At 65.6% G+C, this 25,547-nt stretch carries 20 protein-coding genes; 13 read left to right on the forward strand and 7 right to left on the reverse strand.

Going from position 1 to position 25,547, the window contains the following annotated elements:
- The first annotated feature begins 234 nt into the window (after positions 1 to 234).
- The gene (locus ACSQ3D_RS22215; RefSeq protein WP_436128350.1) at positions 235 to 2,106 is read left to right on the forward strand and encodes an AMP-dependent synthetase/ligase; all 1,872 of its coding nucleotides are present in this window, start codon (positions 235 to 237) and stop codon (positions 2,104 to 2,106) included.
- Positions 2,107 to 2,122: 16 nt separating this feature from the next.
- On the opposite strand, the gene ACSQ3D_RS22220 is transcribed toward ACSQ3D_RS22215, so the two are convergent.
- Together ACSQ3D_RS22220 and ACSQ3D_RS22225 are read right to left on the reverse strand one after the other, a co-directional pair.
- Positions 2,123 to 3,061 (reverse strand): GSU2403 family nucleotidyltransferase fold protein, encoded by a 939-nt coding sequence (locus ACSQ3D_RS22220; protein WP_436128351.1) that lies wholly within the window; start codon positions 3,059 to 3,061, stop codon positions 2,123 to 2,125.
- Between the two features lie 44 nt (positions 3,062 to 3,105).
- Positions 3,106 to 4,251 (reverse strand): saccharopine dehydrogenase NADP-binding domain-containing protein, encoded by a 1,146-nt coding sequence (locus ACSQ3D_RS22225; RefSeq protein ID WP_436128352.1) that lies wholly within the window; start codon positions 4,249 to 4,251, stop codon positions 3,106 to 3,108.
- Between the two features lie 178 nt (positions 4,252 to 4,429).
- On the opposite strand from ACSQ3D_RS22225, the gene ACSQ3D_RS22230 reads away from it, so the two are divergent.
- On the forward strand, positions 4,430 to 4,876 hold the full coding sequence (locus tag ACSQ3D_RS22230) for an Lrp/AsnC family transcriptional regulator (RefSeq protein WP_396504631.1): 447 nt from the start codon (positions 4,430 to 4,432) through the stop codon (positions 4,874 to 4,876).
- Between the two features lie 107 nt (positions 4,877 to 4,983).
- Here ACSQ3D_RS22230 and ACSQ3D_RS22235 read toward each other — a convergent pair whose 3' ends face one another.
- Positions 4,984 to 5,571 (reverse strand): lysophospholipid acyltransferase family protein, encoded by a 588-nt coding sequence (locus tag ACSQ3D_RS22235; protein ID WP_436128353.1) that lies wholly within the window; start codon positions 5,569 to 5,571, stop codon positions 4,984 to 4,986.
- Between the two features lie 365 nt (positions 5,572 to 5,936).
- Here ACSQ3D_RS22235 and dusA point away from each other — a divergent pair, with 365 nt between their 5' ends.
- The 5 genes from dusA to rsxB all read left to right on the forward strand — a co-directional run bounded on the left by dusA (position 5,937) and on the right by rsxB (position 11,487).
- Positions 5,937 to 6,983: a tRNA dihydrouridine(20/20a) synthase DusA gene (gene dusA / locus ACSQ3D_RS22240; RefSeq protein WP_436128354.1), complete on the forward strand. Its 1,047-nt coding sequence runs from the start codon at positions 5,937 to 5,939 to the stop codon at positions 6,981 to 6,983.
- A gap of 45 nt (positions 6,984 to 7,028) precedes the next feature.
- Positions 7,029 to 7,553, forward strand: coding sequence for a GNAT family N-acetyltransferase (locus tag ACSQ3D_RS22245; RefSeq protein ID WP_436128355.1), 525 nt, complete (start codon positions 7,029 to 7,031; stop codon positions 7,551 to 7,553).
- A gap of 194 nt (positions 7,554 to 7,747) precedes the next feature.
- A complete protein-coding gene (locus ACSQ3D_RS22250) occupies positions 7,748 to 8,854 on the forward strand; it encodes a GTP pyrophosphokinase (protein WP_436128356.1) in 1,107 nt (368 codons plus the stop codon).
- Positions 8,855 to 9,061: 207 nt separating this feature from the next.
- Positions 9,062 to 10,762 carry a polyhydroxyalkanoate depolymerase gene (locus tag ACSQ3D_RS22255; RefSeq protein ID WP_436128357.1) on the forward strand — a complete coding sequence of 567 codons (1,701 nt, stop codon included), beginning with the start codon at positions 9,062 to 9,064 and terminating at the stop codon, positions 10,760 to 10,762.
- Positions 10,762 to 11,487 (forward strand): electron transport complex subunit RsxB, encoded by a 726-nt coding sequence (gene rsxB, locus ACSQ3D_RS22260; RefSeq protein WP_436128407.1) that lies wholly within the window; start codon positions 10,762 to 10,764, stop codon positions 11,485 to 11,487. Before ACSQ3D_RS22255 ends, rsxB begins: the two co-directional genes overlap by 1 nt.
- A 68-nt stretch (positions 11,488 to 11,555) precedes the next feature.
- On the opposite strand, the gene ACSQ3D_RS22265 is transcribed toward rsxB, so the two are convergent.
- Positions 11,556 to 13,046, reverse strand: a complete 1,491-nt coding sequence (locus ACSQ3D_RS22265; RefSeq protein WP_436128358.1) for a methyl-accepting chemotaxis protein — start codon at positions 13,044 to 13,046, stop codon at positions 11,556 to 11,558.
- Between the two features lie 150 nt (positions 13,047 to 13,196).
- Between ACSQ3D_RS22265 and dapC the strand changes: the two genes are divergently transcribed.
- The 6 genes from dapC to ACSQ3D_RS22295 all read left to right on the forward strand — a co-directional run bounded on the left by dapC (position 13,197) and on the right by ACSQ3D_RS22295 (position 20,804).
- Positions 13,197 to 14,402, forward strand: coding sequence for a succinyldiaminopimelate transaminase (dapC, locus tag ACSQ3D_RS22270; protein WP_056412250.1), 1,206 nt, complete (start codon positions 13,197 to 13,199; stop codon positions 14,400 to 14,402).
- A gap of 59 nt (positions 14,403 to 14,461) precedes the next feature.
- Positions 14,462 to 15,295 carry a 2,3,4,5-tetrahydropyridine-2,6-dicarboxylate N-succinyltransferase gene (gene dapD / locus ACSQ3D_RS22275; RefSeq protein WP_436128359.1) on the forward strand — a complete coding sequence of 278 codons (834 nt, stop codon included), beginning with the start codon at positions 14,462 to 14,464 and terminating at the stop codon, positions 15,293 to 15,295.
- An 80-nt stretch (positions 15,296 to 15,375) separates the two neighbouring features.
- A complete protein-coding gene (locus ACSQ3D_RS22280) occupies positions 15,376 to 16,539 on the forward strand; it encodes a PilT/PilU family type 4a pilus ATPase (RefSeq protein WP_056412256.1) in 1,164 nt (387 codons plus the stop codon).
- A 20-nt stretch (positions 16,540 to 16,559) separates the two neighbouring features.
- Positions 16,560 to 17,741: a succinyl-diaminopimelate desuccinylase gene (dapE, locus tag ACSQ3D_RS22285; RefSeq protein WP_436128360.1), complete on the forward strand. Its 1,182-nt coding sequence runs from the start codon at positions 16,560 to 16,562 to the stop codon at positions 17,739 to 17,741.
- Complete coding sequence (gene prmB / locus ACSQ3D_RS22290; protein WP_436128361.1) at positions 17,738 to 18,625, forward strand: 50S ribosomal protein L3 N(5)-glutamine methyltransferase; 888 nt, start codon at positions 17,738 to 17,740, stop codon at positions 18,623 to 18,625. The genes dapE and prmB overlap by 4 nt, the downstream gene beginning before the upstream one ends.
- Positions 18,626 to 18,737: 112 nt before the next feature.
- On the forward strand, positions 18,738 to 20,804 hold the full coding sequence (locus ACSQ3D_RS22295) for an ABC-F family ATP-binding cassette domain-containing protein (RefSeq protein WP_436128362.1): 2,067 nt from the start codon (positions 18,738 to 18,740) through the stop codon (positions 20,802 to 20,804).
- A gap of 607 nt (positions 20,805 to 21,411) precedes the next feature.
- Here ACSQ3D_RS22295 and phbB read toward each other — a convergent pair.
- The 3 genes from phbB to ACSQ3D_RS22310 all read right to left on the reverse strand — a co-directional run bounded on the left by phbB (position 21,412) and on the right by ACSQ3D_RS22310 (position 25,438).
- Positions 21,412 to 22,149 carry an acetoacetyl-CoA reductase gene (gene phbB / locus ACSQ3D_RS22300; protein WP_056412270.1) on the reverse strand — a complete coding sequence of 246 codons (738 nt, stop codon included), beginning with the start codon at positions 22,147 to 22,149 and terminating at the stop codon, positions 21,412 to 21,414.
- 290 nt (positions 22,150 to 22,439) lie between these two features.
- Positions 22,440 to 23,618: an acetyl-CoA C-acetyltransferase gene (locus ACSQ3D_RS22305; protein WP_056412273.1), complete on the reverse strand. Its 1,179-nt coding sequence runs from the start codon at positions 23,616 to 23,618 to the stop codon at positions 22,440 to 22,442.
- 119 nt (positions 23,619 to 23,737) lie between these two features.
- Positions 23,738 to 25,438: a PHA/PHB synthase family protein gene (locus ACSQ3D_RS22310; RefSeq protein WP_436128363.1), complete on the reverse strand. Its 1,701-nt coding sequence runs from the start codon at positions 25,436 to 25,438 to the stop codon at positions 23,738 to 23,740.
- Between the last annotated feature and the right edge of the window lie 109 nt (positions 25,439 to 25,547).

A 25,547-nucleotide genomic window follows, 5' to 3' on the forward strand; every position in this document is an offset into this window, starting at 1 on the left:
AGGTGCCAGCAGGCGGGCCGTGGGTACGGCACCCCGGGTTCGGCCGTTCCGGCCCTGCGCGGCGGCACGCCATGCTGTGGCCGGCCCGGCCGATCATTCCGGGAATCGGAACGCACCATTTGCAACACAAGAGCGGTCGGCCAAGGCGTTTTGCCCGGGCGTGATGGGTATGATCCCGCGGGTTTTCACCGAGGCGGTGCGCCTTCGGCGCGCACGGCCTTCACCGCAGGTTCCATGGCTTCCACTCCTTCCGATATCGCCAGCGTCCAGACGCTGCCGCAGCTTCTCGCCTACCGCGCCGCGCGCACCCCCGACAAAGAGGCCTACCGCGCCTTCGACAGTGCCACCCAGGCCTGGACCAGCCTGTCCTGGTCGGACACCGCCCGGCGCGTCGACCAGTGGGCCCAGGCTCTGGCGGCCATGCAGTTGCCCCCGGCTGCGCGCGTGGCCATCCTGCTGCCCAACGGCCTGAACGCCATGTGCGCAGACCAGGCCACGCTGGCCACGGGTTGCGTGCCCGTGCCCCTGCACGCCATCGACAACCCCGGCAGCATCGCCTACATCCTGTCGGACTGCGAAGCGTCGATGCTGATCGTGGGCCAGGCGGAACAGTGGGCCAAGGTCCAGGCGGTCGGCACGCCGTTTCCGGCGCTGCGCGCCGTGGTCATCGCCGACGACGATGCCGCGGCCATCGCCGCCCTGCCACCCACCGAAGGCGGGCCCATCGTGGGGTCGCTGGCACAGTGGCTGGCGGGTGCGCAGCACGCCGCCACGTCGGCTTCGACACCGGCCACGTATGTGCCGCCCGCAGAGGACGACCTGGCCGCCATCGTCTACACCTCCGGCACCACCGGCAAGCCCAAGGGCGTGATGCTGACCCACCGCAATGTGGTGAGCGACGTGAAAGCCGTGCTCGACCGCATTGCGCCCACGGTGGACGATGTGTTTTTGTCGTTCCTGCCGCTGTCGCACACCTTCGAGCGCACGGGCGGCTACTACCTGCCCATCGCTGCGGGTAGCTGCGTGGCCTATTCGCGGTCGGTGGCGCTGTTGGCTGAAGATTTGAAGACGGTGCGCCCCACCGTGCTGGTGTCGGTGCCGCGCATCTATGAGCGCATCCACGCCAAGCTGCTCGAAAAATTGTCGCCCTCGCCCTGGAAGATGCAGCTGTACGAGGCCGCCCAGCACAAGGGCTGGACGCAGTTTTGCGCCACGCAGGCCCTGGCTGCGCCGGCGGCAGACGAGGGCCGCGCCGCCGGGTGGATGGCAGCCCTGCCCTGGCCGCTGCTTCAGATGCTGGTGGCCAAGCCGCTGCTCGCGCAGTTCGGTGGGCGTGTGCGCGTGGCCGTGAGCGGCGGCGCTCCCCTGTCGCCCACCATCGCCAAGTGCTTTCTGGGCCTGGGCCTGCCGCTCATCCAGGGCTACGGCATGACCGAGACCGCGCCCGTGGTGTCGGTGAACTCGCTGGACGACAACGACCCGGCCTGCGTGGGCAAGGCCCTGCCGGGCGTGGAAGTGCGCATCGGCGACAACCGCGAGTTGCAGGTGCGCGGCCCCATCGTGATGAAGGGCTACTGGAAGCGGCCCGAAGACACCGCCCGCATCCTGAGCGCCGACGGCTGGCTGGGCACCGGCGACCAGGCCGACATCGTGGGCGGGCGCATCTACATCAAGGGCCGCATCAAGGAGATCATCGTCACCTCCACCGGGGAAAAGGTGCCGCCCGGCGACCTGGAACTGGCCCTGCTGGCCGATCCGCTGCTGGAGCAGGCCTTTGTCGTGGGCGAAAACCGCCCGTTTATCGCCTGCGTAGCGGTGCTCAATGCGGGCGAATGGCAGCGGCTGGCCGCGGACCTGGGCCTGTCCGCGCAAGATGCCGACAGCCTGAACCACCCCAGCGTGCACCGCGCGGTGCTGGCCCGCATCGAGAAGAACACCGCCAGCTTTGCCCGCTACGCCGTGCCACGCGCCGTGCACTGCACGCTGGAGCCGTGGACGATCGAAAACACCTTCATGACACCCACGCTCAAGCTCAAGCGCAACAACCTGATGGCGCATTTTGCGCAGGCGGTTGACGGGATGTACCAGAAGCCGGGTGGGCGCTGAGGCTTGCACCTTTGCCTCAGGACAGTAGCATTCCCTGGTCGAGCAGGGATTGAACGATATCGGCCTGGCGCCGATCCCGGTTGCGCTTGAGTGGCTCGCGCGCCGGGGCCTTTTCTGCCATCCAGCGCTTGAATTCCACAAAGGTGGCAGGCGCAATGGTGCGCATCATCGCCATGTGCCCAGTGGCCGATGCCACCACGTGCTCAAAGCGCGGTGCATTGGTCAACACCGACGCGCGGACCGCCTGCACAGGCCACAAATCGTCTTCGTCGGCGGAAAAGCGAAACGGGTGTGGGTCGTCCCCCTCGGCCATTCTGCGCAAGAAATCCACTTCGAAGCCTTTTGCGTTGATGGCGGTTTCGTTCTGCCCTTCCTTGCGCTGGAAGGTGGAATCCGCGCGCTGCAGTACCTGCAGCATCGACACGTCGGAGCGCTTCATCTCGGTGATGAACCGCACCTTTCTGCGCGCGTCCCACAGCAGGTCCACGTCTTGCGTAGCCAGTGCGCCCTGCACGATGCGCACGCCCGCCGCGCTTTCGTACGCGTACAGCGAATGGGTGCCGACTACGGTGAAGTGCTCCGCAAGGCCCGACGTTTCGAGCGCCTGCAGAATGTCGATCACCGTGGAAGGCGTGCGGCCCACTTTCAGCGCTTTGTTCAGCCGCTGCGCATCCGTGAGGGCTGCGCGCAGGGTCTTGAGACGATCTTCCAGCGCGGTCTTCCGGCCGGTGAACTCCTTGTAGATGGCCTCGGTTTGTTCGTTGCGCGGTCCGACGCGCTCCTGGCTGTTGTCGCGCTGGGTCTTCACCAGGTACTCGTAGGCGCCCTGCACCTTCCAGTAAATGCCACCCGCGTACTGGGCCGCCTGTTTGCGTGTGCGCTGGTACTCCTCGAAGATGGTGATCGAGTCTATGAACTGCCGCGCAGCACTGTCTGGAAGTGGCAGAAAATCCATTGGCCGTATAAATAGTGTTTTTTAATTTTATACGGCCATTCTGCTCAGGGGCAACTCTGAAGTGCCATGACCCCTTTCTCCGCATACGCCATCCCGAACCGATTCGCCAAGAAATCCCCCAGCTGCACTGCCTCTTGCCCCACAAACCCGCGCTGCGGCAGCCGCCCCTGCGCCACCAGATCCAGCGCCGTGCAAATGCCCGCGGCCGTGGTGAGCTGGATCGCGCTCAACCTGTGCCCCGCCACCTCCGTGCCCACGATGCGGGCCGAATACGAGTCCTGGACCAGCCGCCCGCCGCGCGTGCCTGCCGCCGTGGCAAAGATGACGATCACATCCTGGTCGGTGGTGGGCACCGCCGTTTCCAGGATGTCTTTTAAGAGGTCTCGCCGCTCGCGCAGGCGCAGGTCGTTGAGCAGCAGCTTCAAGATGGCGCAGTGGCCGGGATAGCGGATGGACTGGTAGTCCACTTGGCGCGCCTGGCCCGCCAGCGTTTCGGTCAGCGTACCCAGGCCCCCCGAGGTGTTGAAGGCCTCGTATTCGACGCCATCCAGCGCAAAAGTCTCCAGCCCTTCCAGCGCCGGCACGCTAGTGCGCACGCCGTCCACAATGGCTTCGCAGGGGTTGCAGTACTCGTTGATCAGGCCTTCGGTGCTCCAGGTCAGGTTGTAGCGCAGGGCGCCCTGCGGATAGCGCGGCAGTGCCCCCACGCGCATGCGCAAGGTGTGCAGGGTGTCGAAGCGGCGGGCCAGGTCGTTGCCCACGATGCCGATGAACCCCGGCGCCAGGCCGCACTGGGGCATGAGTACGCTGCCTGCGCCACCAGCCGCCAGCGCGCGGATGGCCTGGGTGCTCTGCACGTCTTCGGTCAGGTCGAAGTAGTGGACCCCGGCCGCCACACACAGGGTGGCCACCGTCACGGCGCGGTGAAAAGGCAGCGCGTTCAGCACCGCGAAGCGGCCTGCAATGGCGGCCTCCAGACTGGCGTCATCGGCAGTCAGCCGCGTAGCGATACCGAGGGCGGCTACCTCTGCCAGGCGCACGGGGTCGCGGTCTGCCACTTCGATGTCGTAGTCCCCAGACTGCTGCAACAGCAATGCCATGGCAAAACCGATGTGACCGGCGCCCAATATGGTGACGGCAAGACGCCCTGCTGACGGATGGCGGAGTGTTGGGAGAGACGTGGATTTCATGGTGTGCTCCTGGTGGGATTGCTGCCGGCGGCATGCCGGGCCATCGAATGCAGATGCAGTGATGCTAAGCGGGACAACTGACAATGTGTAGCAGGCAAAACGTCGAAAAGCTCTTCGCAATTGGTCATATCGGCGATTAACATCGCCATCATGATTTTTTGATCGATAAAGGTGCTGCATGACCCCCTTGGACGACACGGACCGCCAGCTGTTGAGCCTGCTGCAAACCAACGCCCGCGAGGGCACGGCGACCCTGGCGCGCAAGCTGGGCCTGGCGCGCACCACGGTGGTGGCGCGCATTGCCCGCCTGGAGCGCTCTGGCGTGGTGGCGGGCTATGGGGTGCGCCTGGGGCCACAGCTGGAGGCCCTGGCCGTGCGGGCATGGTGCTCCCTGAGCGTCTTGCCCAGAACCGCACCGGCCGTGCTGCGCGCGCTGCAGGCCATGCCCGAGGTGGAAGAGGTCTCGGCCGTGAGCGGGCCGTTCGACTACCTGGTGTTTCTGCGCTGCACCAGCCACGAGCAACTCGACAGCCTGCTCGACCGCCTGGGCCAGCTCGACGGGGTGCACCAGACGCAGACCAGCATCGTGCTCAGCCGCAAGATCGACCGGCGCAGCGTGGGGTGATACCCCTCGCAGACGCGCCTCCAGCCTGGTATCTGAATTGCTACAAATACAGTAGCGTCTGGCGCTTTCCTATCAAGCGGCAGGGGCGGTTTTTACCTTCAATTTACTCACGCATCGAACTGCGTGGGGTTCTTGCCCTGGATGGGCGCGTAAAACGCCTTGATGCTCGCCATGTCGCGCTCCACATCGCCTGTGGGTTCGAACACCGGCCCCAGTCCGCCCACCTTGCGGCCGTAGTCCACAAAGGCCAGCACGATGGGCACGCCGGCCTGCTGGGCAATGAAATAAAAGCCCGTCTTCCAGTGCCGCGTCTTGCCGCGCGTGCCCTCGGGCGGCACGATGAGCTGCATGGGCCCGTCCGCATCCCGCATGGCCTGGGCCGAACTGGCCACCAAGTTGTTCGCCTGATTCCGATTCACCGGAATGCCGCCCAGCCAGCGCATCACGCCGCCAAACGGCGCCCTGAACAGGCTCTGCTTGCCCATCCAGTACACCCGCAGCCGCAGCGAAAACGCGAGCATCAGCGTGAACGGCAGGTCCCAGTTGCTGGTGTGCGGCGCGGCGATCAGCACGCTTTTGGCGGCGTGGGCCGGCAAGGCGCCCTCCACCCGCCAACCCGTCAGGCGCAAGGTGGCCCGCGACAGCGCGCGCAGCAGGGTGTTGACAACCGGCGTGTCAAAAATCGTGTGGTGCATGGGGAATACAGCGGCAAGCAGGGCCGCAGGACGCGGCGGCACGACCGGTTCTGCAGACATCACAGGTCGTACATCAGAAGAAAAGCGCCGCGAGTATCGCCGATGCCGCCTTGGCCCTGCCTTGCGGCTGGACAAGGGCTGGAGTCATTCTGGCGGTGCATACGCCAAGCACTACTGTTTTGATAGCTATTGGCGCTTGCCTAGCAAGCGGTAGCACCGAATTTTTCTCATATCCACAGGCTGGCGCGGCCGGCAAGCGGGTGGGATAATCGGGCCGTCCTTACCCCTGCAGCCTTGCGCGCGCCCTGCGGGTGTGCGCCGCTACAGCCCTCTCTTTTGTCTTGCTTCTATCTCCCCTGCCTTTTGTGACTGCCGTGGAATCCCCTGCTTTGAGCCCCTGGCGCATGTCCGTCGCGCCCATGATGGATTGGACTGACCGCCACTGCCGGTACTTCCACCGCCTGCTGACGCGCCAGACCCTGCTGTACACCGAGATGGTGAACGCTGGCGCCATCATCCACGGCGGTACCGAGCGCCACCTGCGCTTCAACTGCGAAGAGCACCCGGTGGCCCTGCAGTTGGGCGGCAACGAGCCCGACAAGCTGGCCCACGCCGCGCGGCTGGGCGAGGAATGGGGCTACGACGAGATCAACCTGAACTGCGGCTGCCCCAGCGACCGGGTGCAGCGCGGCGCCTTTGGTGCCAGCCTGATGAAGGCGCCACAGCTGGTGGCCGACTGCGTGAAGGCCATGAAGGACGTTGTGGATGTGCCGGTGACGGTCAAGCACCGCATCGGCATCGACAAGGCCGAAGACTACGGCTTCGTGCGCGACTTCATCGGCACCGTGGCCGAGGCGGGCTGCACCGTGTTCATCGTGCACGCGCGCAACGCGTGGCTGCAGGGCCTGAGCCCGAAGGAAAACCGCGACATTCCGCCCCTGCGCTACGAGGTGGTGCACCAGCTCAAGGCCGAGTTTCCGCAGTTCACCATCGCCATCAACGGCGGCATCCAGACCGACGATGTGGTGCTGCAGCAGCTGGAGCACCTGGACGGCGTGATGATCGGCCGCGAGGCGTACCACAACCCCTGGTGGATGGCGCGCTGGGACCAGCTCTACTACGGCAGTCAGGGTGGTATGCCCTGCCCCCTGACCCGCGAAGAGGTGGAGCTGGCCATGGTCGAGTACATGGAGCGCGAGGCCGCGCAACACGGCACGCCCTGGCCCCACATCGCCCGCCACATGCTGGGCCTGCGCCACAGCCTGCCCGGCGCGCGCATCTGGCGCCAGGTGTGGAGCAACCATTTGCTCAAGGACCGCCCGGCGCGCGAGGTGCATGCGCTGGCCATGGCGTCCTATGCCAACACGGCGCCGGACGCTGCTGCAGAACCATTGGCGCAGGCCGTGGCCTGACCCGGCGTTCTGGCGGGATGCAAGGTGCTGGAACCCGAGCCTTCCGTGACGCCAGGCGCGCGGCCCGCAGTCTTTGTGCGCCCGCCGGTGATGGCCGATGCGCCCAGCTTCATCGCGCTGGCCTGCCAAAGCCGTGCGCTGCACGCGCCCTGGACCACCGCACCGTGCGATGCAAAGGCGTTCTCGGACTTCCTGGCAACAATGGACTCGCGCAACAACCACAGCTTTCTGGTGTGCCTGCGCTCCGCTGACGGCGCCGAAGCGATGGCCGGCGTGATCAACATCACCCAGATCGTGATGGGAGCGTTTTGCAGTGGTTATCTCGGGTACTACGCGTTCGCCGGCCATGAGCGGCAAGGGCGCATGCGCGCAGGCCTGCTGCAAGTGCTGCTGCACGCGGTTGGGGTCTTGAAGCTGCACCGCCTGGAGGCCAACATCCAGCCCGGCAACCTGCGCTCCATCGCACTGGTACGGTCCTGCGGGTTCGTGCAGGAGGGGTTCTCGCCGCGCTACCTCAAAATCGACGGACACTGGCGGGACCATGAGCGCTGGGCTGTTCTGGCGGACTGAGTGCTGTGGCGGGCCTTGGCAGTGGTGGCCGTCCGCACCATGATGGGCAATCGTCCGGCACGGCGCCTTTGCATTTGCGAACACACTCGGGGGAAGCGATCCACCACTACGCTGACAGCTATGCTCTGTGGGCGCGGAACCCACGCGTGCGATTGCACTCTTCACCCATTCAACAACAACATCCGAGACACGGCATGCCATCGCTTGATTTCGACCTGGAGGAATCCGCCTTCCGCGCGTTCTACGCGCAACAGTCCGCCGCGCTGCAGGATGCCTGTGCGGCACTGACCGGCCTGGTCGCGGCCACCGTGACGCAGGCTGGCGGGGTGGACATCACCAAGGTCGAGGGCCGGGTGAAGGATGCCGACGAGTGCATCCGCAAGTTCATCCGCAAGTACCGCCCGGCGCTGGAAGAAAGCAACACGCCGTACGACATCCAGAGCTACATCACCGACCTGATCGGCGTGCGCGTGGTGTGCCTGTACGAAGACGAGCTGGAAAAAATCGCCCAGATCATGCGCGCGCACTTTGCGGTGATCGACGTGACCGACAAGGTCAGCGCGGTGGAGAGCACCGAGGCATCGTTCGGCTACAAGGGCCTGCACCTGGACTTGCGCCTGTCCGCCGCGGAGCGCTCGTTGCCGGAGCATGCGGCCTATGCGCACCTGCCCTTCGAGCTGCAGGTGCGCACCATCATCCAGGACTCCTGGAGCGTGCTGGACCACCGCATCAAGTACAAGAAGTCGATCCCGGGCCAGCTCAAGCGGCGCATCAACGTGCTGTCGGCGCTGTTCGAGCTGGCCGACCGCGAGTTCCGCCAGATCCGCGACGCCACCGCCGCCGAGCTGTTGCAGGCGCCGGACGAGACTGCCGAGCCCCTGCCCGGCGATGACGCTGCGGCGGAAGGCAATGTCGATGGCGCCCAGGCACCGGCCAAGGCGGCAGCGCCCAGCAGCGAGCTCAACGCGTTCACCTTCCTGAAGATCGCCACGCACTTCTTCAAGGACTTCGAATTCGAGCCCTCCAAGGTGGACGGCTTCGTGGACGACATCCAGGCATGGTCGCCCGGCATGACCCGCGCACGCTTCAACGCGCTGATGCGGGAGACGGTGGGCGTGGTCAAGCGCTACAAGCAGCACTTTGAGGAGCAAAACCCTAAAGCCAGCTTCAACCCCTACACCGTGATCCGGCACTGCCTGTACCTGAGCAACAAGGCAGCGTTTCGCCCCGCCCTGCGCAACTCGGCGCGGGAGTCCTTCGAGTCGTGGATGCAGGAACAGGGCGAGCCCAAACCGCATTGACCACGCTCGAAACATGCAGTGGCGCTGGCCTGCTCAGCGCAACATGCTATTGATTTGATAGTGGACCAATGATAGTGCGGCCGAGCAGGCCGGCACACTGCAGGCCGCACGCCATGTCGCATACGCGACTTGAGACTGGTGGTTTTCCTCCATGCGCTTGTTACCAAGTGCTGCTATATTGCACTGCAACATAACGGAGTTTCGCCCATGCTGTACCACATCTACGAGACACAGCGCTCTCTGATGGAGCCCTTCACTGATTTCGCTCAAGCAGCTGCCAAGCTCTACAGCAATCCTCTGTCGCCCTTCAGCCAGAGCCCCCTGGCGCAGCGCATGTCCGCTGGCTACGACCTGCTGTACCGGCTGGGCAAGGACTACGAAAAGCCATCGTTCGACATTCCCTCGGTGGACGTGAACGGCGTTGGCGTGGCAGTGCACGAACGCATCGAGCTGGACAAGCCGTTTTGCGAGCTGCGCCGCTTCAAGCGCTTCTCGGACGACCCGGCGACGCTGGTCAAGCTCAAGGCCCAGCCCGTGGTGCTGATCGTGGCTCCGCTGTCGGGCCACTACGCCACGCTGCTGCGCGACACGGTGCGCACCATGCTCAAGGACCACAAGGTCTACATCACCGACTGGAAGAACGCGCGCCTGGTGCCCCTGTCGGACGGCGAATTCCACCTGGACGACTACGTGAACTACGTGCAGGAGTTCATCCGCCACCTGCAAGGCATCTACGGCAACTGCCACGTGATCAGCGTGTGCCAGCCCACGGTGCCCGTGCTGGCCGCCGTGTCCCTGATGGCCAGCCGCGGCGAGACCACGCCGCTGACCATGACCATGATGGGTGGCCCCATCGACGCGCGCAAGTCGCCGACGGCGGTGAACAACCTGGCCACGAACCGCAGCTACGAATGGTTCGAGAACAACGTGATCTACCGCGTGCCCGACAACTTCCCAGGGGCCGGCCGCCGCGTGTACCCCGGCTTCCTGCAGTACACCGGCTTCGTGGCCATGAACCCCGACCGGCATGCCACCAGCCACTACGACTATTTCAAGGACTTGATCAAGGGCGACGACGCGAGCGCGGAAGCCCACCGCAAGTTCTACGACGAGTACAACGCCGTGCTGGACATGGACGCCGACTACTACCTGGAAACCATCGAGACGGTGTTCCAGGAATACAAGCTGGTCCACGGCACCTGGGACGTGCGCTCGCCGGACGGCAAGATCGAGCGTGTGCGCCCCGAGGACATCAAGACCACCGCCCTGTTCACGGTGGAGGGTGAGCTTGACGACATCTCCGGCTCCGGCCAGACCGAGGCAGCCCACGGACTGTGCAGTGGCATCGTGCACAAGGAGCAGCGGCACCTGGAAGCCAAGGGCGCAGGCCACTACGGTATTTTCAGCGGCCGCCGCTGGCGCGAAGTCGTGTATCCGCAAGTGCGCGCTTTCATCCACGGCCACGAAAAGCCCCAGAAGAAAGCCGCTCCCCGCGTGATCGAAACGCCGGACGACAACCCACCCGCACCCGCTGCGCCGGCTCCGAAAGCGGCCGTCGCAGCCAAGGCGGTCGCGCCAAAAGCCGCTCCAGCCAAGTCGGCACCGGCCAAAGCAGCCACCAAGACAGCGCCCCAGCCTGCGGCCAAAGCCACGAAAGCAGCCGCAAAGACTGGGTCCAAGCCAGCCGCCAAGGCCGCATCGGCCGCTGCTGCCGCATCGTCGGCCGCAGCGCCTGCCGTGGCCACCCGCTGGGTGACCCCGGCCGCGGCAGGCCGCGGCAAGGCGACGGCCACCGGGGCTGCCAGCCCTGCTGCTGCAGCCGCCGCCGATGCGCCCGAAGCGGCCAAGGCCTCCGTTACCGCAGCGGCCACGCCCCGCACCCGCCGCGGCGCGGCGCGCAAGGCTTGATCGCCGCGCTTCGCACGCCACCCACGCCGCCTGCCGCCACCGCCGCGCTCGCGGCGCGGATCAATGCGGTCCTGCCGCAGACGCAGTGCACGCGCTGCGGCTACCCGGACTGCAGCGCATACGCCCAGGCGATCGCGGACGGCCTGGCCGCCATCAACCAGTGCCCACCGGGGGGCGCCGAAGGCATCGCACGGCTGGCGGCCATCACCGGCCTGCCGGCAGCGCCCCTGAGCGCGGAGCACGGCCAGGAAGCACCGCGCGCTGTGGCCTTCATTGATGAATCCTGGTGCATCGGTTGCACGCTGTGCATCAAGGCCTGCCCCACCGACGCCATCGTGGGGTCTAACAAGGTGATGCACACCGTGATCGAGCCCTACTGCACGGGGTGCGAGCTGTGCATTCCGGTCTGCCCGGTCGATTGCATCCAGCTGGAGAACGTGACAGGCACTGCGACTGGCTGGGCGGCCTGGTCGGCCCCTCTGGCCCGGCAGGCGCAGCAACGCTACGCGGCACACCGCGAGCGCTTGCCGCTGGACGCGATAGCGGACGATGAGCCCGCCGTTGATGCCGTGACCACCGCGCCATCGGCCCCGCGCAGCGATGCCACGGACGCTGCTGCGCCCGCACCAATGGGCGCAGTGGACGACGCCCAGGCAGTGCGCAAGGCGGCCATCGCAGCCGCGATGGAACGTGCCCGGCAACGCCGGGCGCAGGCGCCCCGCTAGTACGCGAACGGGCCGGCACGCGGCAGCCGGCGCATGCAGGCAACTCGCTCGATCCCGCCCCGTTGCGATCAGCGCGCGGCCAGCTTCTTGTACACGCCGCAGCCCAGGTACAGGTCGCCCACGCGGCTCACATACGACATCTTGGTCTGCACCGCGCCGGAGGCCGGGTTGACGATGTCGTACTCCACCCAGCCCGGTGCATGGTCGGCCTGCGCCACGATATCGCTCACCAGCTGGTCACCCGCAATGCCCGGAATGTCCTGCACCCGCGTGCCCACCTTGGCAGGGTTGCCGCCGAAGGCCCGGTAGGTTCCGCCGGTGTCGAGCGCGAACACGTACATGTCGCGGTCGTGGTAGGGCTGGCTTTTGTCCGTGATGCTGCGCAGGAACTGCTCGCGCGAGGAGCTCTTGTGCAAGGCCACGGCCCGGTGCACCAGCGCCACCGCCTCCTCGGCTGTCCCCTGCTGCAGACGAAACGCCGACACCGCGCGCGACAGCGTGGACGCGCGGCTTTCCAGCGCCTCGGCCTGCTGCACCGCCTGGCCCACCATCTGCGCGTTGTGCTGGGTGATCTGGTCGAGCTGCTGCACGGCAGCGCTGACCTCGCGCAGGCCGGTGCTTTGCTCGGTGCTGGACCCCGATATCTCGCTCATGCTGGCCGCCACGCTGCGGATCCCGCTGGCCATGTCCGCAATGCCCTCGCCCGCGGACCGGATCAGGCCGGCGCTGGTTTCCACCTGGCTCACCGACGCGCCGATCAACTCGCGGATCTCGCGGGCTGCATCGCCCGAACGCTTGGCCAGCGTGCGCACCTCGGCCGCCACCACCGCAAAGCCCCGGCCCTGTTCGCCAGCGCGCGCAGCCTCCACCGCGGCGTTGAGCGCCAGGATGTTGGTCTGGAATGCGATGCTGTCGATGACCCCGATGATCTCGGTCATGCGGCGCGCGCCCTGCTGGATCGCCTCCACCGACTGCACCGCGCGGTCCATCGCCTGCGCGCCCTGGTCGGCCGCCTGGCGCACCTGGGCAGCGCGCGCGTCGGCACTCTGGGCCGTCTGGGCGTTGTTCTGCACGGCGGACGAAAGCTGTTCGACGCTGGCCGCGGTCTGCTCGAGGTTCGCGGCCTGCTGCTCGGTGCGGTCGGCCAGCGAGCGGTTGCCCTGGGCCAGGCTCTGCCCGGCATGGGCCACCAGCGCGGCGTTGCTGCGGATGTCTGCCACCATCGATGACAGTGTGATCACCATGCGGTCGAGCGACTGGGCCATCTGCGCCACCTCGTCCCTGCCATGGCTGGCACCCGCACGCGCGCACAGGTCGCCTCCCTGCGTGCGCTCAATGGCCTGCGCGAGGGTGCTCAGGTCGGCCGACAGGCTGGCGTAAAGCGCCACCAGCGCATACAGCACCACGGCGGCCGCCAGCGCCAGCAGCCACCAGGGCGCGCCGGCCACGGCGGCGGCGAGTGCCAGCGCCACCAGCACGCCCAGCGTCAGCAGCTTTCCTGGCAAGCGCCACCTGCGCATCCACCCCAGTCCCGGCCTCAGCGGCAGAAATGCTGACATCTTGTCTCCTCTTATCGTTCTGGTAGTGGCCGAAATCCTAGGGGGACGCACTTACTGTGAATTGACAGCGGGCGTCGCTGCGGGTTTGCACCAATGCGCGCGCCGGGCCCTCGGACGGCGTGCCGCACCCATCGCCCATAATGACGCCCCATGAATCCCCTGCTTTCCCATCTACAGCCCTACCCGTTCGAGCGGTTGCGGCAGCTCTTTGCCGGGGTCACGCCCCCCGCCAACTACGGCCCCATCAGCCTGGGCATGGGGGAGCCGCGCCATCCTACCCCTCAGTTCATCAGGGATGCACTCAGTAACAACCTCGATGGCCTGGCCAGCTACCCGGCCACCGCGGGGGATTTGAAGCTGCGCGAAGCGTTCACCGGCTGGATCGCACAGCGCTATGCGCTCCAGCTCGACCCTGCCACCCAGGTGCTGCCGGTCAACGGCTCGCGCGAGGCGCTGTTCGCATTTGCCCAGACGGTGATCGACCCGTCCCGGGGCCAGGCGCTCGTGGTCTGCCCCAACCCGTTCTATCAAATCTACGAGGGCGCGGCCCTGCTCTCGGGGGCGCAGCCCTACTACGCGGCCAGCGACCCGGCCCGCAACTTCGCGGTCAACTGGGACACCGTGCCGGAATCCGTCTGGAAGCAGACGCAGCTTCTGTTCGTGTGCTCGCCCGGCAATCCCACCGGCGCCGTGATGCCGATCACCGAATGGCAAAAGCTGTTCGACCTGAGCGACCGCTATGGCTTCGTCATCGCCTCGGACGAGTGCTACAGCGAAATCTACTTCCGCGACGAGCCTCCCCTGGGTGGACTGCAGGCCGCCCACCGGCTGGGCCGGCACGATTTCAAGAACCTGATCTCGTTCACCAGCCTGTCCAAGCGCAGCAATGTGCCGGGCATGCGCAGCGGTTTCGTGGCAGGCGACGCGGCCCTGATCAAGGCCTTCCTGCTGTACCGCACCTACCACGGCAGCGCAATGAGCCCCATCGTGCAGGCGGCCAGCATCGCGGCCTGGGGCGACGAGCAGCACGTGGTCGAAAACCGCGCGCGCTACCGCAAGAAATTCGCCCAGGTCACCCCCCTGCTGGCGGGCGTGATGGACGTGGCCCTGCCCGACGCAGGTTTCTACCTGTGGGCCAAGGTGCCCGACGCCCTGGGCATGACGGACGCCGAGTTCGCGCGGGCCCTTCTGGCTCAATACAATGTCACGGTGCTGCCCGGCAGCTACCTGGCCCGCGAGGCCCAGGGCAGCAACCCCGGCGCCCAGCGCGTGCGCATGGCCCTGGTGGCCGAAACCGAAGAATGCGTGGAAGCCGCGCTGCGCATCGTGCAATTCATCCAATCCCGTACCGCCTGATCCGATCCCTGATCCACAGACGACCGACTTACCGACCGATCGATAGACCGACGACAACCATGACACAACAACTGCAAACCCTCATCGACAACGCCTGGGACAACCGCGCCAGCCTCTCTCCCGCTGCCGCCCCCAAGGAAATCCAGGACGCTGTCGAGCACGTGATCGCCGAGCTGAACAACGGCACGCTGCGCGTGGCCACCCGTGAAGGCGTGGGCCAGTGGACCGTGCACCAGTGGATCAAGAAGGCCGTGCTGCTGTCGTTCCGCCTGAAGGACAACGAACTCGTGAAGGCCGGCGACCTGGGCTTCTACGACAAGGTGCAGACCAAGTTCGCGCATCTGTCCGAAGAACAAATGAAGGCCACCGGCGTGCGCGTGGTGCCGCCTGCCGTGGCCCGCCGCGGCAGCTTCATCGCCAAGGGCGCGATCCTGATGCCGTCGTACGTGAACATCGGCGCCTACGTGGGCGAAGGCACCATGGTCGACACCTGGGCCACCGTGGGCTCGTGCGCGCAGATCGGTGCCAACGTCCACCTGTCGGGCGGCGTGGGCATCGGCGGTGTGCTGGAGCCGCTGCAGGCAGGCCCCACCATCATCGAAGACAACTGCTTCATCGGCGCGCGCTCCGAAGTCGTCGAAGGTGTCGTCGTGGAAGAGCACTCGGTGCTGGGCATGGGCGTCTACCTGGGCCAGAGCACCCCCATCTTCAACCGCGCCACGGGCGAGATCACCTACGGCCGCGTGCCCTCGGGCTCGGTGGTGGTGAGCGGCAACCTGCCCAAGACCGCCGCCAACGGCGCGCCGTACAGCATGTACGCCGCCATCATCGTCAAGCAGGTGGATGCGCAGACCCGCTCCAAGACCAGCATCAACGACCTGCTGCGCGACTGAGCCATCGAACGGTTGACCGGGCCACTCGCCGCGCGGCACGATCAGCGCCACAGACGATAACGACACCAGAGGGACACACCATGAGCACGATGGAACGGATTCTTCGCCTGATGGCCGAGAAAAAGGCGTCCGACGTCTACCTGTCGGCCAATGCGCCTGCGCTGATCAAGATCAACGGCGAGTGCGTGCCGATCAACAACCAGATCCTGCCCGCCGACGCGCCGCGCAACCTGCTCTCCGAGGTGGTCCCCCCGGACCGCATCGAAGAGCTGGAAGAGACCGGCGAACTCAACATGGGCGTGCCGCTCAGCGGCGTGGGCCGGTTCCGGGTCAGCGCCATGCGCCAGCGTGGCAGCTACGCGGTGGTGATCCGCTTCATCTCGCAGCACATCCCCGAGTTCGACTCGCTGGGCCTGCCGCCCGTGCTGCGTGAGCTCATCATGGAAAAGCGCGGCCTCATCCTGATGGTGGGTGCCACGGGCTCGGGCAAGAGCACCTCGCTGGCGTCGATGATCGACACCCGCAACGAGTCGCTCACCGGCCACATCCTCACCATCGAGGACCCGGTCGAGTACCAGTTCCGCAACAAGAAATCCATCGTCAACCAGCGCGAGATCGGCAGCGACACCCAGTCGTTGCAGACAGCGCTGAAGAACGCGCTGCGCCAGGCGCCCGACGTGATCCTGATCGGCGAAATCCGCGACCGCGAGACCATGTCCGCCGCCATCGCCTACGCGCAGTCGGGCCACCTGTGCCTGGCCACGCTGCACGGCAACAACAGCTACCACGCGCTCAACCGCATCCTGAGCTTCTACCCGGTGGAAGTGCGCCCCACCATGCTGGGCGACCTGGCTTCCGCGCTCAAGGCCGTGATCTCGCAGCGCCTGGTGCGCAAGATCGACGGCTCGCGCGTGCCCGCCGTGGAGGTCATGCTCAATTCCAAGCTCGTTTCCGAGCTGATCGAAAAGGGCGACTTCTCCGGCGTGAAGGAAGCCATGGAAAAGTCCATGGCCGAAGGCTCCCAGACCTTCGAAGAAGCCTTGGCCCAGCTCATCATGGACGCCAAGATCGACCGCAAGGAAGGCATTGCCTACGCAGACTCGCCCACCAACCTGATGTGGCGCCTGCAAAACGACTTTTCCCTGGCGGCCAACGCCGCCAAGGCCCAGAAGGAAGCGCGCGATGCGCCCGATGATCAGCCCTCGTTCACCGAGATCGTGCTGGACGTCAAGCCCGCCGCCTGAACGACACTTTTCACGCCCCGATGTCCCGCACACTGCACCTCGCCGAACAGCTCATTGCCCTGCCCTCCATCACCCCCGAGGACGCCGGGTGCCTGGATCTTCTGGCCGCCCGCCTGGCGCCCCTGGGTTTCGTGTGCGAACGCCTGGACAGCGGCCCGGCAGACTTCCGCGTCAGCAATTTATGGGCAAAAAGGCCTGCAGCGCTCGCTAAGCGTGCGCAAGCAGCTATCAAAACCATAGTATTTGCAGGCCACACCGATGTCGTTCCCACCGGGCCGCTGGCACAGTGGAGTAGCGACCCCTTTGTGCCGACGCACCGGGACGGCAAGCTCTTCGGCCGCGGCGCCAGCGACATGAAGACCTCGATCGCCGCCTTCGTGGTGGCGGTCGAAGAATTCCTCGCCGCCACGCCCGAGCCGCTGATCACGCTGGCGTTCCTGCTGACCAGCGATGAAGAAGGCCCGTCCGTCGACGGCACCAAGGTCGTGGTCGAGCAGCTGCAGGCGCGCGGCGAGCCCCTGCACTACTGCATCGTGGGCGAACCCACATCGGTGGAGCGCACCGGCGACATGATCAAGAACGGCCGCCGCGGCACCCTGAGCGGCAAGCTCACCGTGCGCGGCATCCAGGGCCACATTGCCTACCCGCAACTGGCGCGCAACCCCATCCACCAGGCGCTGCCGGCACTGGCTGAGCTGGCCGCTACCGAGTGGGACCAGGGCAACGCCTTCTTCCCGCCCACCAGCTGGCAGATCAGCAACATGCACGGTGGCACCGGTGCCACCAATGTGATCCCGGGCGAAGCGGTGATCGATTTCAACTTCCGCTTCTCCACGGAGTCCACGGCCGAAGGCCTGCGCGAGCGCGTGCATGCCCTGCTCGACCGCCACGGCCTGGAGTACGACCTGCGCTGGACGCTGGGCGGCCAGCCCTTCCTCACGACGCCCGGCGAGCTGGTCAGCGCGGTGCAGCAGGCCATCGCCGCTGAAACCGGCCTCACGACCGAGCTGTCCACCACCGGCGGCACCAGCGACGGGCGCTTCATCGCCCAGGTCTGCCCCCAGGTCATCGAGATGGGGCCGCCCAACGCCACCATCCACAAGATCGACGAGCACATCGTCGTGGCCGACATCGAGCCACTCAAGAACATCTACCGCCGCACGCTGGAGAACCTCGACGCTGCGGCGAGGGCCGCTGCATGACGACCGTGCAGAAGCTCATCGACTCCGTCGCCGCGCGCCTGGATGCCGCGGGGGTGGCTTTCGGCCACGGCACCACCAACGCGTTCGATGAAGCCGCCTGGCTGGTGCTCTGGCAGCTGGGGCTGCCGCTCGATGATCTCGATAGCGTGGAAGGCATGCCCATCACTGGCGAGCAGCGCGACGAGGTCGAGGCCCTGCTGAACGAGCGCATCACCACCCGCAAACCCGCCGCCTACCTGACGCAAGAGGCCTGGCTGCAGGGCATACCGTTTTATGTGGACGAACGCGCCATCGTGCCGCGCAGCTTCATTGCCGAGCTGCTGGCCGATGGCAGCGTGGACGAATTCCTGAGCGAGAACACCCGCCGGGTGCTCGACCTGTGCACCGGCAACGGCAGCCTGGCCGTGTTGGCCGCCATGGCGTGGCCCGAGGTGGTGGTGACAGGAGCGGACATCTCGCCCGATGCCCTCGCCGTCGCGCGCATCAACGTCGACAAGCATGGCCTGCAGGAGCGCATCACCCTGCAACTGTCGGACGGCCTGGCAGCCCTGCCCGGCCCGTGGGACCTGATCCTGTGCAATCCACCGTATGTGAACGCAGCCAGCATGGCAGCACTGCCCGCGGAGTACCGCGCGGAGCCAGAGCTCGCACTGGCGGGCGGCAGCGACGGCATGGACTTCATCCGCCAGCTGTTTGCGGCTGCGCCGGCGTGCATGAGCGAAGACGCTGTGATCGTGCTGGAGATCGGCAACGAGCGTGAAAACTTTGAAGCAGCGTTCCCCCAACTGCCGGTTTTTTGGCTCGACACCAGTGCAGGCGAAGACCAGGTTTTGCTGGTGACCCGGCAGGCCCTGATCGCCGAAACCCGCCTCACGGCACAATAGAGGGTTGCGCGCCACGGGTTTGGGCACCGGTTAGACCGGTTGCAAAGCCTTGGGCCCCCTTGATTTTCAATGCCACCCGCCCCGTGCGGGTGCGCCTTTTTCTGAGCTCCGGATGATCACCCTCAAGAACGTTACCCTGCGACGCGGCGCCAAAGTCGTGCTCGACAGCGTGTCTGCCACCATCAACCCCGGCGAGAACGTCGGTTTGGTGGGGCGCAATGGCGCGGGCAAGTCCAGCCTGTTTGCGCTGCTCAGCGGCAAGCTGCACGAAGACGGAGGGGACTTTCACATCCCCAGCAGCTGGCGGATGGCAGAAGTCGCGCAGAACATGCCCGAAACCGACCAGTCGGCCACGGACTTCGTCCTGGAGGGTGACACGCGCCTGGCCGAAGTGCAGCAGCAGTTGCTGGACGCCGAGGCCAGCGACGATGGCATGGCCATCGCCCACGCCTACTCGGACCTGCACGACGCTGGCGCGCACGACGCAGTCGCGCGGGCGCAGGCGCTGATCCTGGGCCTGGGTTTTCGGGTCAGCGAACTCGACAACCCGGTCGACAGCTTCTCGGGCGGCTGGCGCATGCGCCTGCAATTGGCGCGCGCGCTGATGTGCCCCAGCGACCTGCTGCTGCTCGACGAGCCAACCAATCACTTGGACCTGGACGCCCTGGTCTGGCTGGAAGCCTGGCTCAAGCGCTATGCGGGCACCATGATCGTGATCAGCCATGACCGCGAGTTTCTGGATGCCATCACCAACGTGACCCTGCAGATCCAGGCCGGCCAATTGAACCGCTACGGCGGCAACTACAGCAAGTTCGAGGAGCTGCGCGCGCAGCAGCTCGAGCTGCAACAGGCCAGCTTCTCCAAGCAGCAGGAGAAGATGGCCCACCTGCAAAAATTCATCGACCGCTTCAAGGCCAAGGCCAGCAAGGCCAAGCAGGCGCAAAGCCGCGTCAAGCAGCTGGACCGCATGGAGAAGATCGCTCCGGTGCTGGCCGAGGCCGACTTCACCTTCGAGTTCAAGGAACCGGCCAACCTGCCCAACCCGATGCTCGCCATCAGCGATGCGTCGTTCGGCTATGTGGACGACGAGGGCGTGCCCACCACCATCCTCTCGGGCGTGAACCGCTCGGTGCTGGCAGGCCAGCGGATCGGCATTCTGGGTGCCAACGGCCAGGGCAAGTCGACCCTGGTGAAGACCATCGCGCGCACCATGAAGGCGCTGGGCGGCAGCGTGACCGAGGGCAAGGGCCTGAACATCGGCTACTTCGCGCAGCAAGAGCTCGATGTGCTGCGCCCCGCGGAGAACCCGCTGGAGCACATGATCCGCCTGGCCAAGGAGCTGGGCCCAGACCTCAAGCAACCCAGCCGCGAACAGGACTTGCGCAGCTACCTGGGCACGTTCAACTTCACGGGCGACATGGTCAAGCAGGCTGTGGGCACGATGAGCGGAGGGGAAAAAGCCCGCCTGGTGCTGGCGATGATCGTCTGGCAACGCCCCAACCTGCTGCTGCTGGACGAGCCCACCAACCACCTGGACTTGGCCACCCGCGAAGCCCTGGCCATGGCGCTCAACGACTTCGACGGCACCGTCATGCTGGTCAGCCATGACCGCGCGCTGCTGCGCTCGGTCTGCGAGGACTTCTGGATGGTGGGCCGCGGCGTGGTGGGGCCCTTTGACGGGGACCTGGACGCCTACCAGCGCTACCTGCTCGATGAATCCCGGCGTCTGCGCGAAGAGGCACGACTGGCCGATCAGGCGCAGACGTCCACAGCGCGTGCGGACGCCCCCGCTGCGGCTGCCACGCCGCCCGCAGCAGCCGCAGCGGCTGCACCACCGGCCCCTGCAGCCGCCCCCGTGCAGAGCACTCCTGTGGCTGCCCCATCCCCTGCTCGCGATGGACGGGAACAGCGCAAGCTCGATGCCCAGGCGCGGCAACAGCAGGCCGAAAAGACCAAGCCGCTGAAAAAAGAGCTGGAGCAAATCGACAAACGCCTGGCAGCGCTCTCGGCCGAACGGGCCACCCTGGAGCACAAACTGACTGAATCGCTCGCCCCGGCCGACATCGCAGACTGCGGAAAACGGCTGAAAGCCGGCCATGACGAGACGGCGCGACTGGAAGAAAGATGGCTTGAAATTTCTTCGCTGCTGGAGGAAATTCAGGCGGCCGTCGCCGGATAAAAATGTAAAACCCTGTAAGAGATGCTGGATGATTTTGGCATCCAGCGCTTTCTGGGCAACAACTTTTTGCTACAAATAGAGTAGCGGTTTGGAAGCTGAAGAACAGGGGCGTTGCGGTTGCATTTTTTTGCGAAACGCTGTCAACGCATCCGGATGGGCCCGCGTTGTTGGTACATCACAGGAGTTTTTCAGTATGAATACCACCGCAATCTTGTCCGCTTGGCCCGAAGACGAACGCGACCGCAAGCGCGCTCCCGCCCGCTTCTAAGACCGCCGTCCGGCCTCTGTCCTGAATCCCGATCCAAGGATTCCAACCCATGCAAGCCCTGAGCCTTGTTCGCAGACCGTGCATTTCGTGCGCAGGTGCGGCTAGCTGTCTGGCTTCATCCAGGAGGCGTATCCATCAGCAGCGGCTTTGATGCCCTGCATCCATGAATGCACTCCCCCAACAAAAAACCCCGCACTGCGGGGTTTTTGCTTTTTGGGGAAACAGGCTGGGTTTGCGCGGCGCACTTGGCCTCCCATCCTCCTACCCCAAGATCAACCAAGGCCCACCGCTGCGCGCCGCCTTGGGGCGCCTGGGCAGCGGGGTCCTCGCGATGGCCTGTCAGCCCATGTGCAGGCCGCCGTTGACGGAGAAATCGGCACCCGTGGCGTAGCCGCCCTCTTCCGATGCGAGCCAGGCGATGATCGACGCGATCTCGCTAGGTTCACCCAGACGCTTGACGGGCACAGTGGCGACGATTTTCTCCAGCACGTCGGGGCGGATGGCCTTGACCATGTCCGTCCCGATGTAGCCAGGGCTCACGGTGTTGACGGTCACGCCCTTGGTGGCGAGTTCCTGGGCCAGCGCCATCGAAAAACCGTGCATGCCGGCCTTGGCGGCTGAATAGTTGGTCTGGCCTGCCTGGCCCTTTTCGCCGTTGACGGAGCTGATGTTGATGATGCGGCCCCAGCCTTTTTCCACCATGTCCGCCACCACTTGCTTGGTGACGTTGAACATGCTGTTGAGGTTGGTTTCGATCACTGCATCCCAGTCTTCGCGCGACATCTTGAGGAACATGCGGTCGCGGGTGATGCCGGCGTTGTTCACCAGCACGTCGATGGTGCCGTGCTCGGCCTTGGTCTTGCCAAATGCTTCCACGGTGGAATCCCAGTCGCCGACATTGCCCACCGATGCGTAGAAAGTGAAGCCCTGGGCCTTTTGTTCAGCCAGCCATTTGGCATGGTCACGGGTCGGGCCGCAGCCTGCGATGACCTTGAAGCCCTCCTTGTGCAGGCGCTGGCAGATGGCGGTTCCGATGCCGCCCATGCCGCCGGTGACGTATGCGACTTTCTGGCTCATGTGATTTCTCCTTGTTGGTTGTGTAAAGCGCTCACCGCCACTCTAACCAAGAAATCAGACACTGCCGTGAAGGAAAACACTGAACCCCTTTCGTTTTCGACATATTGATATGCCCGCCATGAGCCCTATCTCCGTCTCCTGCGGTTGATCACTGTTTTGGTGCGTTTTGGCAGCCCCGCGATAGCGACATCCGGAAACAAAAAAAGCCGCGCAATGCGCGGCTTTCTCATGGCAGGACCGGGGCCAATGCGGGTCGCAGAGGCTTTCTCCGTGGCCTGGTCGATACCCGATCAGCGCTCCAGCGCCAGCGACACGCCCATGCCGCCGCCAATGCACAGCGCGGCGACGCCTTTCTTCGCGTCGCGGCGCTGCATTTCATGCAGCAGCGTGACCAGGATGCGGCAGCCGGATGCGCCGATGGGGTGGCCGATGGCGATGGCACCACCATTCACGTTGACCTTGGCGGGGTCGATGGCCAGTTCTTTGTTCACAGCGCAGGCTTGCGCGGCAAAGGCTTCGTTCAGTTCGAACAGGTCCACGTCGGCAGCGTTCCAGCCAGCGCGCTCCAGCGCCCTGCGCGTGGCCGACACGGGGCCCATGCCCATGGTGGCGGGGTCAAGGCCCGTGGTGCCAAAGGACGCGATGCGGGCCAGGGGCTTGAGGCCCAGGGCCGCCGCCTTCTTGGCGCTCATCACCACCACGGCGGCCGCGCCGTCGTTCAGGCCCGAGGCATTGCCAGCGGTCACGCTGCCCGCCTTGTCGAACGCGGGGCGCAGGCCGGCCAGGGCTTCTGCATTGGTCTTGCGGTTCAGGTATTCGTCGGCGTTGAAGAGGATGGGATCGCCCTTCTTTTGCGCCAGGCTCACGCCCACGATCTCATCGACGAACTTGCCGGCATCCTGCGCGGCGGCCGCCTTTTGCTGGCTGCCCAGCGCCAGCGCGTCCTGCATGTCGCGGGTGATGCCGTATTGCTTGGCCACGTTCTCGGCGGTGATGCCCATGTGGTACTGGTTGTAGACGTCCCACAGGCCGTCGACGATCATGGTGTCGACGAGTTTCCAGTCGCCCATGCGCTGGCCTTCGCGCGAGCCGGGCAGCACGTGGGGGGCCAGGCTCATGCTCTCCTGCCCGCCGGCCACCACGATCTCGCTGTCGCCCCAGGCCACGGCCTGGGCGGCCAGCATCACGGCCTTGAGGCCAGAGCCGCACACGGCGTTGATGGTCAGGGCCGGGGTTTCCTTGGCCACACCGGCCTTGATGGACGCCTGGCGCGCGGCGTTCTGCCCCACGCCGGCGGTCAGCACCTGGCCCATGATGACTTCGCCGATCTGGTCGGACGACAGGCCCGCGCGGGCGATGGCTTCGCGTATCACGATAGAGCCCAGCTCGGTGGCCGGGGTCTTGGCCAGCGCGCCACCAAACTTGCCCACTGCAGTGCGGGTGGCCGAAACAATGACGATGTCTTCCATGGAATGTCCTTCTTTGTGGTTGGGTCGGTGCGTGCCCGCACAGGCGGGCTTGTCTGGTTGGCGTGAACGGCGGTCTCGCCGGGTAAGGTAATTCTCTCAGGCCTTCAAGTCAGGACTTTTCAGGACTTTTGCTTAACGTAGCTGCCTGGTGCGGGCTCGATGGCCTTGAATTTGGTGCCCTTGCCATACGCCTTGGGCGCGGCGATCTGCTTGCCGGCGTGGCCCTTGAGCCAGCCCGACCAGTCGGTCCACCAGCTGCCAGGGTGCTCGGTGGCACCTTCGAGCCACTGGTCCAGCGTGGCCGGGAACTTGCCGTCGGCGCGTATCCAGTGGCTGCGCTTGCCTTTGGAGGGCGGGTTGATCACGCCGGCGATGTGGCCCGATGCGCCCATCACGAAGCGCTTCTTGCCCGGCAGCACCTGGGTGGAGGCATAGGCGGCAGTGGCTGGCACGATATGGTCTTCGCGCGAGCCGTAGATGTACACGGGCAAGGTCAGCTGGCCCAGGTCCATCTTCTCGCTGCACACGGTGAGCTTGCCGGGTTGCACCAGGCTGTTTTCCAGGTAGAAATTGCGCAGGTACCAGGCATAGAACGGGCCGGGCAGGTTGGTGCTGTCGCTGTTCCAGTACAGCAGGTCGAACGGGGGTGGCGTCTCGCCCTTGAGGTAGTTGCCCACCACGTAGTTCCACACCAGGTCGTTGGGCCGCAAAAAGCTGAAGGTCGATGCCAGGTCCTGCCCCTTCATCAGCCCGCCCTGGCCCATCTGCATCTCGCGGAACTTGACGAAGGCTTCGTCGATGAACACATCGAGAATGCCGGTGTCCGAAAAGTCGATGAGCGTGGTGAGGAAGGTGGCGCTGGCCACAGGCTCTTCGCCCCGCGCCGCCAGCACCGCCAGGGCGTTGCTCAGGATGGTGCCCCCCACACAAAAGCCCAGCGCATTGATCTGCTCGGCCCCGGTGATGCTCTGCACCACGTCGATGGCCGCCATCGCGCCGTCTTCCACATAGTCGTCCCAGGCCTTGTGGGCCAGGGTGTCGTCAGGGTTGCGCCAGCTGACGACGAAGGTGCGGTGGCCCTGCTCCACCGCATAGCGGATGAGCGAGTTCTCGGGCTGCAGGTCCAGGATGTAGAACTTGTTGATGCACGGTGGCACCAGCAGGAAGGGCCGCTCGTACACCTTGGCGGTGAGCGGCTTGTACTCGAGCAGCTGGAACAGCTCGTTCTCGAACACCACGGCGCCCTCGGTGGTGGCCACGTTGCGGCCCACTTCGAACAGGCTTTCGTCCGTCATGGAGACATGGCCCTGCGTGATGTCGTGCAGCAGGTTCTGCATGCCCTTGGCGATGCTCTCGCCCTTGGTTTCGATGGCCTTCTTCTGCGCTTCGGCGTTGAAGGCCAGGAAGTTGCTGGGCGCCATGGCGGCCATCCATTGCTCGACGCCGAAGCGGATGCGCGCCTTGGTCTTCTCGTCGGACTCCACCGCGTCGGCCAGGCCCATCAGGGTGCGGGCGTTGAGCAGGTAGGCAGCGGCAGAAAATGCGGCCACCGGGTTGCTGGCCCAGCCTTCGCCGGAAAACCGCCGGTCCTTGACCTCGGGCGTGCCCTGCAGGCCCTGCGCCCACAGTTGCTTGGCTTCGTCCAGGTACTGCTGCTGCAGTGCCTGCAGCTTGGAGGGAGAAAATTGAAGCTGCGGGGCCGCGGGTGCGGATGCGCCCAGATCCATCTTTTGGAACGACTGCAGTGCCTGCGACCAGCTTTGCCCGAAAATCTGTTGGAACTGCTGGGCGCTATCGGCCCAGGGTGATTCAGAATTCATGCTCTTTCCTCGGTGGTTGGTCGTTCGCAGCGGCTGGGCTGTGTGTCTCGGCTTCATTGTTGCCCACCGGCTTGTGCAAGGCAACGGCTTCACCCCACTCTTGCATCCA

Origin of the sequence: Acidovorax sp. LjRoot117 (assembly GCF_964252695.1) — a bacterium.
Classification (GTDB): Bacteria; Pseudomonadota; Gammaproteobacteria; order Burkholderiales; family Burkholderiaceae_C; genus Acidovorax.